Raw genomic sequence first — 12,771 nt, 5'->3', positions numbered from 1 at the left:
GTCCGGCCGACTGTCGGCTGATACCTCAAATAACCATAGGATGAGAAGCAGATGACCCTCCGCAAGAAATCGGCAGCCACCCCCACTAGTGCCGAAGGCCGGGCCAACCGTCCGATGACCGGCGACGAGTACATCGAGAGCCTGCGTGACGGGCGCGAGGTGTACCTCTACGGTGAGAAGGTCGGCGACGTCACCACCCACCCGGCGTTTCGCAACGCGGTGCGGATGACCGCCCGGCTCTACGACTCGATGCACGACCCGGCCAAGGCCGATGTGCTCACCACACCCACCGACACCGGCAGCGCCGGGGTCACGCACCCGTTCTTCCGGACCCCGCACTCGGTGGAGGACCTCAAGGGCGACCGGGACGCGATTGCCGAGTGGGCCCGGATGACCTACGGGTTCATGGGCCGTTCCCCCGACTACAAGGCCGCGTTCCTGGGCACGCTGGGTGCGAACTCCGGGTACTACGACCCGTACGCCGGCAACGCACGGCGCTGGTACGAGGAGTCCCAGGAAAAGCTCTTGTACTGGAACCATGCGATCGTCAACCCGCCAGTCGACCGGCACCGCAACCCGGACGAGGTCTCCGACGTGTTCATGCACGTGGAGGAGGAGAACGACAAGGGTGTCGTCGTCTCAGGGGCGAAGGTCGTCGCCACCGGGTCGGCGATCACCCACTACAACTTCTTGGCCCATTACGGTCTGCCGATCAAGAAGCGGGAGTACGCGCTGGTCTGCACCGTGCCGATGGGTACGCCCGGCATGAAGCTGATCTGCCGGCCTTCGTATGCCCAGCAGGCCAACACCATGGGCAGCCCGTTCGACTACCCGCTGTCCTCGCGGATGGATGAGAACGACACGATCTTCGTGCTCGACAAGGTCCTGGTCCCGTGGGAGAACGTGTTCAGTTACGGGGACCCGGAGAAGGTCTCGACGTTCTTCCGCGGCTCGGGGTTCCTGCCGCGCTCCACCTTTCACGGCGTCACCCGTCTGGCGGTCAAGCTCGACTTCCTCGGCGGGCTGCTGATGAAGGGCGTGGAGGTCACCGGCAGCAAGGACTTCCGCGGGGTGCAGACCCGCGTCGGTGAGGTCATCGCCTGGCGGAACATGTTCTGGGGCCTGTCGGACGCGATGTGTGCCAGCCCGAGCGAGTGGGTCAACGGATCGAAGCTGCCCAACGCCGAGTACGGGATGGCCTATCGTTGGTTCATGACGCTCGGCTACCCACGCGTTCGCGAGATCATCATGCAGGATCTGGGCGCATCGCTGATATACCTGCCTTCGCACAGTGCCGACTTCCTGTCCCCGCAGGTGCGCCCCTATCTGGACAAGTATGTGCGCGGCTCGAACGGCTACAACGCCGTGGACCGGGTCAAGCTGATGAAGCTGATCTGGGACTCGATCGGTTCGGAATTCGGCGGTCGCCACGAGCTTTATGAGCGCAACTACTCGGGCAATCACGAGGGCGTGCGCGCGGAGCTGCTCTTCGCCGCCGAGCAGTCCGGAACCGCGAACGCGATGAAGGGCTTCGCCGAACAGTGCCTGTCCGAGTACGACCTCAACGGCTGGACCGTCCCCGACCTCATCAACCCCGGCGACAGTCAGGTCGTCGGCCTGCTCAATGGGCAGGGAAACCCCACGGGTTAGTGGCCCGTCGCCTGGCTCGCCTCGATCCCGAGCAGCGCGACATCCTGGAAGCGGCGCTGCCGGCGCTCAAGACGTTGCTGCTAGGCGACAAGGACTGACGGTGCCTGGGGGCACCCGGTCCCGACAGCAACAACAGCGTGTTGGCAGCCGACGCGGTCCGCCTGCTCAACGCCCGCGGTCGCACTGCCGAGCGGCTGACCGACGGCACGCTCGAACGGCGCCTGGCCGCCGTCCCCGTCGATCGACGCCGCGTGACCGACTGCCGGCGAGACGCTCGTCAGATCATGCCGTGGCCCTGCTCTCGGTGTTCGCTGATTTGACGCTGAGAGCTGTGTCGAGGTAGTCGGCGATTGCGTCTCTGTTGCGGGTCAGGCACTCGATGCGTTCGGACAGCCGAGCTTGTTCGCGTTGCAGTGTGGCGATCATTTCGGGTGTCACGTTGGGGACGTAGATCGTCTGCGGCTTGTCCAGGCACGGCAGGAGCTGCTGAATGATCCGGGTCGGCAGGCCGGCGTTGAGCAGTCCCTTGATCTGCAGCACGACGTCGACGTGTGACTCTCCGTACTCACGGTAACCATTGAGGGCGCGCCTGGGTGTGATCAGCCGCTGCTCCTCGTAGTAGCGCAGTAGCCGAGGGGATACGCCGGCTCGCTCCGCGAGCTCTCCGATCCTCATGTGCTCAAGCATACACTTGACCCTCACATCAATGTGAGTGTTCAGACTCGGTGGTGGATCGAGAACAGCCGAAACCTGCACTCTGCCTGGAAGGCAGGGGCATTGCTGAGGCTTGGCGCAGCTCCTGCGGCGGCCACGACAATCACGACTACATCGGAGGCTTCAATGAAACTCGGACTTCGTCTGCCCCAGAGATTGGGAGTCGACCTGCAACACGACGTGGTCGAAGCAGCCAGAACGGCCGAAGCGGCCGGATACGCCAGCCTGTGGACGTACGAACGGCTGCTCTTCCCGGAGACGCCCGCCGAACCATATGCCCCGCCGAACGTGCCGTGGCCGGAAACCTCGCGGCAGGCCGCCGACCCCTTGGCAATCCTGACGGCAGCGGCGGTGGCGACCGAACAGGTGCGCCTCGGTACTGCCGTTCTGATCGCTGCACTTCACACACCCGTCCAGCTGGCCAAGGCGCTGGCCACGATCGATCAGATCAGCGGCGGCCGCATCGTCGCAGGTATGAGCACCGGCTGGTCCACCGACGAACTCCAGGCCACTGGCGCCACCCGAGCGGACCGCGGTCGCTTCCTCGACGAGACGCTGGACGTCTTCGATGCCGTGTGGGGACCGGACCCGGTGACCTTCCGGGGTCCTCGCGTCGTCATCGACAACGCCTCGGTCCTGCCCAAACCCGCTTCGAAAATCCCCGTGATGCTGGGCGGCGGCGGCGCCAACCTGGGTCGCAGCACCAGTTCCAAGGCCGTGCAGCGCATCGCCAAGCGCGCAGACGGCTGGCTGCCGCTACTCACCACACCCGGGCCGGCCGGAGCCGCAGAACTGCGCGCTAGCTGGGCCCGTATCCGGGAAATGGCTTCTGAGTACGGCCGGGACACGAGCCGGATGGAGATGGTCGTGGTGGGAAACGTCACCTTCACCGGCCGTCCGGCAGGACCTGACCGATCGGCGTTCGTCGGCTCTCTCGACCAGATCATGGACGACATCCACACGGCTGCCGAGGCGGGTGCAGACGAGCTCATCGTGGATCTGAATCTGCAGGACTGGTTCACCAGCACTCGGCAGATGCTGGAAACAGCGGTGGAGATCCGCGAAAGGGCCGTAGCGTCATGACCGTTGTTGCCAACGTCGTAGACGGCGAGAACAATTCTGCCCCAGCGGGGGCGACGGCCGCCCCCAAGGACCCCTGGGCCCTGCCGGACGTGTCCCATCTCGTGGTGGGAGTACTGGGTGGGACGGGCAACCAGGGACGCGGCCTCGCCTACCGGTTGGCCAGGGCCGGCCAGCGGGTGATCCTCGGGTCCCGCGACGCCGACCGCGCTCGCAGAGTCGCCGCCGAAGTCGGCCACGATGTGGAGGGCGCGGACAACGCCGAGTGCGCCCGGCGCAGCGACATCGTGATCGTCGCCGTGCCGTGGGACGGCCACGCCGAGATCCTGCAGTCGCTGCGCACGGACCTGGCCGGCAAGCTCGTGGTGGACTGCGTCAACCCGCTGGGCTGCGACAAGCAGGGCGCCTACGCGCTGACCATGCCGGAGGGCAGCGCCGCGCAGCAGGCCGCCGAGCTGCTGGCGGAGTCGCGGGTCACCGCGGCCTTCCACCACTTGTCCGCCGCGCTGCTGCAGAACCCGGAGATCGAGGAGATCGACACGGACGTGATGGTTCTCGGTGATTCCCGCGCGGACACCGACACCGTGCAGGCACTAGCCGCCCGTATCCCCGGCATGCGCGGGGTCTACGCGGGGCGGCTGCGCAACGCCCACCAGGTCGAGTCTCTCGTCGCCAACCTGATCTCGGCCAACCGCCGGTACAAGGCGCACGCGGGTCTGCGGGCCACCGACATCTGACCGGCGTGTGGGCGGGTGGCCCCTGGGCGGGGCACGGTGGGCAGCGTCATGGAGGACCGCCCTGAAGGCAGTGGGCGCCCCGCGGACCTGTTCAAGGCCACCCCGAGGGCCGATCACGAACGGTGGCCCCCGGGGTGGAGCAGCACTTCGAGGAGGTGGAGGCCGTCACTTGGCAGGACAGTTGCGGTTCACCGACCCCGAGCCGTTCATGCGGTTCTACGGGGTGGGCCACAACCACTGCTGTGGCAACAGGAGCATGGTCCGGCTGGCTCTGTTCAGGCCTCAGAGCAAAATTTTCGACAGTGGTTCGGGAGGCAATGCCCGGGCCCCGGTCAGCAGCGGCGGACGGACGGCAACCCGCTGACCGAGGGCGTCGAACAGGTGCACCACGCGGACCGACGACGGGGGCGATCTCGCCGCGCACAAGCGCGACGTCGATCGTGTCCTGCCGCACGCACGCGAGCGGGCTGTGCTCGCCACGAGCGCCTTCGGACTCGAGGTCACCGCCGCGCCGCTGCTCGGGTCGCCGCGGTCGTCGACGACCTGGAGCGCGCAACCGTGGCGCTCGGGACCAGGGAGCCGACGACACAGTGCTGCGGCCTCGGGGGAGAAACTCGACCCGATCGCCGCGTTCGTCGCTCAGCGGCTGCTTCGAGCGCCCGTGTCACCCCTCCGACCCGGACGCCGGAAATACTACTACCCCTGGTCGTTGACCGGTTGCTACGCCGCTATCCAAGGCGGGTTGTTCTCCGGACAGCGACTTCCGCGCGACGATCGCCAGCCGAGCCGGCGTTGGATGCGTTCGGTGTTGTATCACCCGTCGATGTAGGCGAACAGGTCGTTCTCCGCCTCGTCCCGGGTCCGCCACGATTTTCGGTAGACCAGCTCGGCCTTTCGAGATCCGGGCGTCGGCTCGACGGCGGCCATGCGTTCGATTTCGGCGGCTTCCGCCCCTTCTTCGCAGTCGGCCGCGCCGCGGCTGTCGCGCTCGCCGCGGGCCGGGAGCAAGAGGTGAAGGGCGTGCCAAAGCCAGGGCGCCACGGTGATCTAGCCATCCCGTCTGACGACTACCTTCAGGGTGCCCGAAATCGACACGTCGCTATCCAGCGATCCGACGGGCGGTTGCCGATCGCGGGCGCCGGGGCTCGAGGCCACGCGCGAGCAGAGCGCCATGCTAGGCCCGACCAGCCGTCACGGCTCGGTGACCAACGAGCAGGTCACCTAACCCGACCCTCGCAGTCGCACGGCGGGAAATCGCACAACACAGGAAAGCTTGTCGACCACAGATCACCGGTGGGTGAAGCCTGCCGGATAGGGCCTGCGACCGATCACGCGCTGGGGAGCAACGTGAGCGGTCGCCCCACCGGCCGGTCACGCTGAACGCGGGGGCGTGACCGGCCGGATCCAAGCCCATGGCCGCATAGTGCTGCCGGAGCAACCTGGGCCCCGGAGCCCTGCCGCCCGGGACGAGGAGCGCTGCCAGTCGGTGATGGTCTTGGAGCCGGATTCGGCTCGAACTCACAACAAACCCCGCACAACGCAAGCTGGTCCCGGGCCGGCTCGGCTCTCCCTCGCCCGGTTGTGTGATGCCCACGCCACTCGAGACCTCGCATGTTGGTCTGTGCTCCTTCCGAGACCGGGTCGACAGGAGCGTGCGGAGGGCAGCTTGGCAAGGTGGGAACAGCAGCTCGCCGAGGCACGGGACGGCGTCGCGGCGGACGGACGTCGTCTCGGCAGAGGCAAGGATCAACCTGCTCGGGCTGAGATCGCGGGAGTGGTAGCCGAATCGGTAGCCGATGACGCGTGAATCAGCTGAGGACCGGTGGGCTTGGACGCAACGATTGAGACCGCCTCCGGGTATAGTCGCTGGTCAGCTGCGGTCTGTTGCGACTGTGCAAAAAGCAAGCGACGCGGTCTGGCTTGTTCACACCGAAGAGGTCACTGGTTCGATCCCAGTATCGCCCACAGCCGAACGGCCTGGTCAGAGGCTCTTTTCAGAGCTTCCGGCCAGGCCGTTTCGCATGATCGGCTCCATACTCGGAGCATTCCCGGAGCATCTGTTTCAGGCCGGAGCGGGGACAGGCTCCGTCGGGTCGTCCGGGTCCTCGTCGTCGGCCAGGTCGTCGAGCGGCTGGAGGATGCGGACGCTGTTGTCCGTGCGCCGGGTGTAGAGGTCCAGCGTCGTGGACGAGCGTTCGTGTCCCATCACCCGCTGGACCATGTTCGGCGGCACGCCGTCGTCGACGAGCCAGGTGGCGTAGGAGTGGCGGAGGTCGTGAAACCGGAGCCCGCCGGCCTGGTGTCGTGCGACGTGGTGCACGGCGGCGGACTCGGTGCGCAGGCGTTCGGTGTGTTTCCTGCCGTGCGCGTCGGTCCACACCGCATCGAATCCGCCGTCGACGCGGACGACGTCCCCGAGTAGCCCGGCGCGCACGAGTGCCGGCCGCCAGATCCGGGTGCGGAAGAGCGTGCGGCGCAGCGGGGCGCCGACCTCGTTGGCGAAGATCGGCGCGTTGTCCTCGGTAGGCCACAGCGCGAGATGTGTCCGGATGATCGGCACCAGCCAACTCGGCAGGGGGATGGTGCGCCGTCCGGCCGCCGACTTGGGGAACGGCTTGAACGAGGTGTGCCCGCCGACCTCGACCACCGTCCGGATCACCAGCAGCCGGGCGGCTTGGAGGTCGACCGCATCGAGCCGAAGCCCTGCCGCCTCACCCCATCGCAGCCCCGCACCCGCGGCGACGGCAACGATCCCGCGGTGCCGAGGTGGGACGGCGGGCAGCAGCCGGTGACGAAGGTCGGCGCGGCTGATGATCCGTTCGTCGGTGTCGCGGGTCCGGGTGCGCGGGGCCCGGATCTCGTCGGCGGGGTTGAAGGGGATCAAGCGGTTGCGCACCGCCGAGCGCAGGACCCCCGAGGTGAGCCGTAGCGCTTCGGCCACGGTGGCTCGGGAGCGGCGCTTGCCCAGCTCGGTCACCCACGCCTGCAAGCCCAGATCGTCGATCTTCCCGAGCGGTACCGGGCCCCACTGTGGCAGGACGTGGGTCCGCATGATCGACAGATCCCGCGCCGCGGTGGTGATCTCGGTGTTCCATGCCGCCATCCACTTCTCGGCGTGGTCCCCGAACAGGGTCCGTCCCGCGTGGGGGGAGACGTAGGCGCCGCGGGTCTTGGAGGTCTCCATCTCGGCGAGGAATGCCGTGGCGTCCTTCTTGATGCGGAACGTCTTGGAGCGTTGCTTGCCTGACGGGTCGCGGAAGTAGGCGCGGTAGCGGCCCTCGGGGGTCTTGTCGACGAACCCCATCACGCCACCTCCTGTCCGGGAGGTGTGGCCGGTTCGGCTCCGTCGAGCCAGGCGTGGAACCGGCGGCGGGATCAGCCAGCGTCGTCCGACGCGGGTGGCCGGGATCTCGCCGTTCCGCACGGACTCATACGCCACGCCGCGGGCGATGCCCAGCAGGGCCGCTACCTCGTCGACGCTGTAGGTGAGGGACTGGACGGTGTTCATGCTGCTCTCCTGGTGGTGGGCGTCGTGCTGCGTCGTTGTGCTCGGTGGCGTTCGGCGATCCCGGCGGCCAACTCGCGTTCGCCGTCGTCGTGGTGTCCGAAGTGGACGGGCAACCAGTCGTTGATGACGGTGACCGTCTCCAGGTCGACCGGGATGGCGTTCGGGTCGTCGGTGGCGCGGTCGAGGGCGTCGAGGTCGGCGCGGAGGCGCCATAGGCGGCGGTCGGCGCGGATGGCTCGGAAGGTGGTGCTGAACCGCTGCGTGTCTAGTCCCAGTTGATGCTTGGCGTTTCGGTCCCAGGTGATGCTTGTCAGTGGGTCTAGGAAACGTGGGTGGTGGTGCGGGGCCGGTAGGCCTTGATGCTGCGGACGGGTTGGGCGGTGGCGCGCCGGTAGGTGCGCTGTTGTCCGTCGGGGGTGTCGACGGTCAGGGTGGTGTCGGAGACGTGGACGGTGACCACGGCCCCGGCGTGGGCGCGTCCGAGGCTGATGGGTTGGCTGGCCACGGTGATCACGCCCGAGGCGGAGACGCGGCGTTGGACGGTGACCGGTTCGGTGCGGGGGCGTGGTGGCGGCCCGGCGGGGCGGACGCTCTGGACCCGCAGGGCCTGGGTCCAGGTCAGTGGGTTGGGTCGGGTGCGCAGGAGCTCGCGGGTCTGGGGGTCGAATACCAGCAGCACGGTGGGTTCGATCCGGACGCTGACCCGGCGCCCGGCGAGGATCTCGGCGATGAACACGCTGTGCTGGCCCAGGGTGATGTTGCCGTTGCGGTTGACGGTGCGGTCGACCTCGAGCGCGGTGGCGTTGGGGTCGAGCGGCGGCAGTGGAGAGGGGCCGCCGCGGCGGCCTCCGCGGGCGGCGAGCGTGGCCAGGTCCGCCGACGACAGGTGCGAGCGGACGGTCTTGATCCGGGTCCCGGCGGCGAGTAGGTGGATCAACTCGTGGTCGGCCCAGAAGGTGATCGTCTGCCCGACCCGGGCCGGCCCGAGCCAGAACTGTTTGCCGCGGACTCCGAGGTTGCCGGCGGTGGGCACGACGCGGTCGAACTCCACCGGCCCATCCCGATAAACCAGGCCGGCCGGCGGGGCGCTGGCGTCCTCGCGAACCACCCCGGCCTCGAGCGCACCTGCATCCTCTCGCTCGACTGCTGGCTCGACTGCTGGCTCGAGGGCTGGGGCCAGGATGGCTGGGACGCGCAGCGGCAGCACCGCGTCCGCCCCAGCCTCTCCCGCCGCCGTCTCTCCCGCGGCGGGATCGGTTTGGCGGGTGGCGAACCGGGTGGCGGGGTAGGCGTCGCCGATGCCCTGGTGGGGGCGGTCGCAGTTGTAGTCGGTGACCCAGGTGTCGATCGCGGCCTGGACCGCGAGGACGTTCTCGAACGGTGGGTGGTCGTTGAGCAGTTCTCGGCGCAGGCTCTGGTGGAACCGCTCGACCTTCCCCGTCGTGGTCGGTGAGGCGGGTTGGGTCAGGCGGTGGGTGATGCCGTTCTCCCGGCAGATCCGGTCGAACAACACCTCCCCACCGCGGCCGAACCGGTCGGTGAACTGCTTGCCGTTATCAGTCAGGATCTCCTCGGGCATCCCGTAACGGCGCAGCACCTCGACCAGGGCCAGACACACCGCCCGCCCGGTCGCCCGCGCCACGACCGCGGCGATCACGCAGAACCGGGAGTGGTCATCCACCCCGGTCACGACCTTCACCTCGGTGCCATCGACCAGCACGATCCCGCCGACGATGTCGATCTGCCACAACGCCATCGGCGCCGACCGTTCCCACCGCACATAGTCCGAACGCTTCCTGCGGCGTGCCTCCGGCTGGATCAGGCCGTGGCGGACCAGGATCCGGTGCACCGTCATCCGCGAGGGCACCGGATCCACCCGCCCACCACGGGTCAGCTCGTGGACCAGCCGTCGTGGCCCCCACCGCGGGTGCTCCCGGCGCAGCTCACACACCACCGCCTCCACCTCCGGCGGCGCCTGGTGCGGACACGACACCGGCCGCCGGGACCGGTCGGCCAACCCGCTCAGACCATCAGCGCGATACCGCGCCAACCAGGTGTGCACGCTCTGGCGCGACACCCGGTGATGCGCGGCGACATCCACGACGGCTTCTCCTGCCAGCACCGCCAACACCGCGCGATACCGCTGCTCAACGACCGACAACTCGACCAGGGCCAATCCCGGTCTCCCCGCACCCCGAACCCACACGACAGGGCACAGCGAAGCCGATCACGACCACTGTCAAGCATCAGGTGGGACCGGAGTGTCAAGCATGTCCCGGGACTACACACACATGGCGACAGCGTGCTGTGTTCAGACTTTCCCTACCTGTTCAAGGCGGCGCCTGCGGCGCCGCGCGGCGCTGTGTCCGATGCAACCGCAAGCGCTCGCGCGGGGCGTGCGGCCTCCGGCCGGTCCCCGCGCGGCGCGCGGCCTGCGTCCTACGGAAGCCTTAAGCGCGTCTAATCCATGGACTGCAGACGTGCCAAAAAGCTCAGCACTGCGTCAGTAGGCACACCATCGATCACAGCGTGCCAGCCAATGCCCAGCTTAGACAGCTCATTCGTTTCGAGGTAGTAATGCTCAGTGGCTTGGTACACGATTCCCAGTGCAATGAGCTTGCGCAGAAATCCTTTTCGTCCTTCACTGCTCTTAACTACTCGACGGTCGAGCAATTCTTTGAATACGCTGGGTCGGCTCCCTGCTTGTTGGCGAAAGGACTTAAGAATCGCACGAAGGTCAACGTAGCTACCGCTGCTGATGACGTCAAGCCCTGGGCGAGCACCACGCATGTATGGCCTCAATGCGGGCCAGTCGACATCGCCGAAAATGTGGAGACTGTTCGACGTGGGGACGTCAACCGAGAGATTTGCCAAGACTCGAATGACCTTTGCGGAGATCACGCAACTTCTCGGCGATGTATTGCCCGCGGCGTCTACTGAAAGGGAGCCAGCCGCGATGTCAAGTTCCGAACATCTAAGGGTTACTGCCGGTCCAAGGATGAATCTTTTTGAAGGTTCGCCAAGTGTGACGCCTCCGTCGGTCACGACGACTCCTCGGGAAAGAGTCGATTCGAAAACTGTAACGCCTGAGATGTCTGTCACCATGTACTCGGCGTGGTTCTTTGACTTGCCCTTAGCGGACACTTTTTCAAAGAAGAGAAAGCCATCCGTGTTGGTCTGGACGTAAAGAAACATTGCGGTGGCTGGGTCAATCTGGGCCCGGCGGTGTGATTCAAGCAGCGGGGCAAGGAGTCGCTCGGGAATTACGGCCACGGTAGAATCAATGGCGTCTTCAGTTCTAGGTGCGAAGCTTGCGACGAAGTTGTAAAAAAACGGACCCACTGAATCGGTGGTTACGGTGGGGCTCGGACTTACGGCTGCCTGGACCCCTTGGTCGGCAGCAGCCTTGGCCAGCAAGTAATCCGCGAAGACGACGTTCACAGCACTTGTGCCGGCAAGGAATGGATGGTCTGCAGTGAACTGTGCCGCATCCTGCTCGTACTGCTGTCGAAGTATGTCGGGAAGCATCGCAGGGAGGGAAACCTTTATATCGAGTCCTAGATTTCTGGCAACTAGCCTAACGCTCTGCTCATCCGCGGAGTACGAATCGAGAGCATTGGGCCACTCTTCCGTTGCTGGTAGCTGTGCGAGCAGCTTAGCGCACACCTGATTCTGAAACTTCAGCTGTTCGCGCTCCATGATCGCCTGAACAATTTGTACCAGGACTTCGTGTGAATTCGTGGATGTGCCAAGACGTCTCGATACTGCCCCATGTGGATTAGGCACCGCAAGATATTCGGCCAGCACCGATAGGACCGGGGCGTAACCAAGAAATTCGGCCACTTCCGCCCACTCTTTGTCCACGTCGGGAATAGGACGCGAGAGTAATGCTTGAGCAATCTCCCTTAGTCTGAGATCTCGAAGCTCGGCGTAGGCCTTAGGGTGCTGCTGGGCGATCCCGTAGTCCTTCTCCGGATGCTTCTGATGAAGCTCATTGAGGCGTGAATCGAGAAAGTCGCAGGCCTGCGAGTATGTGAAGAAGTCCAGCTGCATGACTGAGTGATTTGTATTAGACTCCTTCAGGAAAAGTTTAACTATCTCAGCAGTGTCAGGTCTCGAAAAGAGGATAATTGAAGAACTGGTGTGATTGCTACCCGCAAGCTTGCAAATATTCTCAAGAAACTCCTGGAAGTTGGACGTACCTGCCTTAAGATGTCCCTCGTCCAGGGCGTCAATGACGACCCCCGCTTTTCCAGTCGCAACATCCGACATGTAGCTTGATTCGAATCCGAGGGCGTCATGAAGAAGGCCGGAAAGCGAGTACGATCCAACCTGAGCTTTCGCGGCGTCAACCAGTGGCCAGTTCAGCTTTGCGGCGAGCGCTCGCGCGGCAGTAGATTTACCTACGGCGCCGGCGGCTATCACGAGAACAACATGTGCTATCTCGGAATCATTGAGGGAGCGGACGTTTGGCCAGACGTAGCCTGACGGAACCTCGCTCACTAATTCCAAAGCTTTCACCGACGAGTCGACAACGTGGAGCTTCTGCGATGAAGCCTTCAGGTTGCCCGCAATTTCTTTTAGATTGCTCATCTGTCCAATTCCGTGATGGCGGCGATCCATTGCAAGTCATCCTTCGGGTGTTGTACCGGGTTCGTTACAATAGGGGATGACCTGCAGGTCCCTACGTTCGCCAGCCTGGCGGGCCTGGGATGATGGCCGCGGCGTCGTCGTTGTGTGGCGATGTTGGACTCAGGGCTGATCCCCTGCAGACGCTCTTCGTGACTTGGGATGCGGCGGCACGGACTCCGGCTCACACAAGAGGTCTGGCACGGAGTGTGTCCGAAGCGGGAGTGTTAGCCCTCGCCAGGCGGGCAGACCTCCGGGATGGCGGGGTGCGTCATCCCGTCGGCCTCCCCGTGGGCTACCACCCGACAGCCCGGGGGCAGAGCTGCCCGACATCGGCCGGCAGTCGCGTCGAGGGCTGCCCCCGGGCCGCCGCGCGGTTGGGTTGCACCAGGCCGACGGGATGACGCACGAGCCCCAGCGTGGTTGGACGGAGCAAACCCGGAGCGAACGGGT

At 65.8% G+C, this 12,771-nt stretch carries 8 protein-coding genes and 1 pseudogene; 4 read left to right on the top strand and 5 right to left on the bottom strand.

Translation table 11 applies throughout. From position 1 onward, the window contains the following. The first annotated feature begins 51 nt into the window (after positions 1–51). On the top strand, positions 52–1,650 hold the full coding sequence (locus tag ACQPZA_RS23590) for a 4-hydroxyphenylacetate 3-hydroxylase family protein (protein WP_433273832.1): 1,599 nt from the start codon (positions 52–54) through the stop codon (positions 1,648–1,650). Between the two features lie 282 nt (positions 1,651–1,932). On the opposite strand, the gene ACQPZA_RS23585 is transcribed toward ACQPZA_RS23590, so the two are convergent. Beyond that, positions 1,933–2,325, bottom strand: a complete 393-nt coding sequence (locus ACQPZA_RS23585; RefSeq protein WP_433273830.1) for a MerR family transcriptional regulator — start codon at positions 2,323–2,325, stop codon at positions 1,933–1,935. A gap of 165 nt (positions 2,326–2,490) precedes the next feature. Between ACQPZA_RS23585 and ACQPZA_RS23580 the strand changes: the two genes are divergently transcribed. Then, a complete protein-coding gene (locus ACQPZA_RS23580) occupies positions 2,491–3,447 on the top strand; it encodes a TIGR03619 family F420-dependent LLM class oxidoreductase (RefSeq protein ID WP_433273828.1) in 957 nt (318 codons plus the stop codon). Next, positions 3,444–4,181, top strand: a complete 738-nt coding sequence (gene npdG, locus ACQPZA_RS23575) for an NADPH-dependent F420 reductase (protein WP_433273826.1) — start codon at positions 3,444–3,446, stop codon at positions 4,179–4,181. The genes ACQPZA_RS23580 and npdG overlap by 4 nt, the downstream gene beginning before the upstream one ends. 813 nt (positions 4,182–4,994) lie before the next feature. Here the strand turns inward: npdG and ACQPZA_RS23570 are convergent. Then, positions 4,995–5,189 carry a hypothetical protein gene (locus tag ACQPZA_RS23570; protein ID WP_433273824.1) on the bottom strand — a complete coding sequence of 65 codons (195 nt, stop codon included), beginning with the start codon at positions 5,187–5,189 and terminating at the stop codon, positions 4,995–4,997. Between the two features lie 1,054 nt (positions 5,190–6,243). After that, complete coding sequence (locus ACQPZA_RS23565) at positions 6,244–7,689, bottom strand: tyrosine-type recombinase/integrase (protein WP_433273822.1); 1,446 nt, start codon at positions 7,687–7,689, stop codon at positions 6,244–6,246. A 44-nt stretch (positions 7,690–7,733) separates the two neighbouring features. On the opposite strand from ACQPZA_RS23565, the gene ACQPZA_RS23560 reads away from it, so the two are divergent. Then, positions 7,734–7,904 (top strand): hypothetical protein, encoded by a 171-nt coding sequence (locus tag ACQPZA_RS23560; RefSeq protein ID WP_433273820.1) that lies wholly within the window; start codon positions 7,734–7,736, stop codon positions 7,902–7,904. A gap of 557 nt (positions 7,905–8,461) precedes the next feature. On the opposite strand, the pseudogene ACQPZA_RS23555 reads toward ACQPZA_RS23560, so the two are convergent. Together ACQPZA_RS23555 and ACQPZA_RS23550 are read right to left on the bottom strand one after the other, a co-directional pair. Continuing rightward, positions 8,462–9,850, bottom strand: a pseudogene (locus tag ACQPZA_RS23555) (IS481 family transposase); the annotation flags it as partial. Positions 9,851–10,149: 299 nt separating this feature from the next. Further along, positions 10,150–12,312: a hypothetical protein gene (locus tag ACQPZA_RS23550; RefSeq protein WP_433273818.1), complete on the bottom strand. Its 2,163-nt coding sequence runs from the start codon at positions 12,310–12,312 to the stop codon at positions 10,150–10,152. Positions 12,313–12,771: the final 459 nt, after the last annotated feature.

It is taken from the genome of Pseudonocardia xinjiangensis (assembly GCF_050948425.1).
Lineage (GTDB): Bacteria > Actinomycetota > Actinomycetes > Mycobacteriales > Pseudonocardiaceae > Pseudonocardia > Pseudonocardia xinjiangensis.
Note: the sequence above shows the minus strand (reverse complement) of the source record. Positions and strands in the feature narration are given on the sequence as shown.

Bases quoted from the DNA above. Each gene is read 5' to 3' on its own strand.
- ACQPZA_RS23590 (WP_433273832.1), top strand. From the start codon at position 52: ATGACCCTCCGCAAGAAATCGGCAGCCACCCCCACTAGTGCCGAAGGC.
- ACQPZA_RS23585 (WP_433273830.1), bottom strand. From the start codon at position 2,325: ATGAGGATCGGAGAGCTCGCGGAGCGAGCCGGCGTATCCCCTCGGCTA.
- ACQPZA_RS23580 (WP_433273828.1), top strand. From the start codon at position 2,491: ATGAAACTCGGACTTCGTCTGCCCCAGAGATTGGGAGTCGACCTGCAA.
- npdG (WP_433273826.1), top strand. From the start codon at position 3,444: ATGACCGTTGTTGCCAACGTCGTAGACGGCGAGAACAATTCTGCCCCA.
- ACQPZA_RS23565 (WP_433273822.1), bottom strand. From the start codon at position 7,689: ATGAACACCGTCCAGTCCCTCACCTACAGCGTCGACGAGGTAGCGGCC.
- ACQPZA_RS23550 (WP_433273818.1), bottom strand. From the start codon at position 12,312: ATGGATCGCCGCCATCACGGAATTGGACAGATGAGCAATCTAAAAGAA.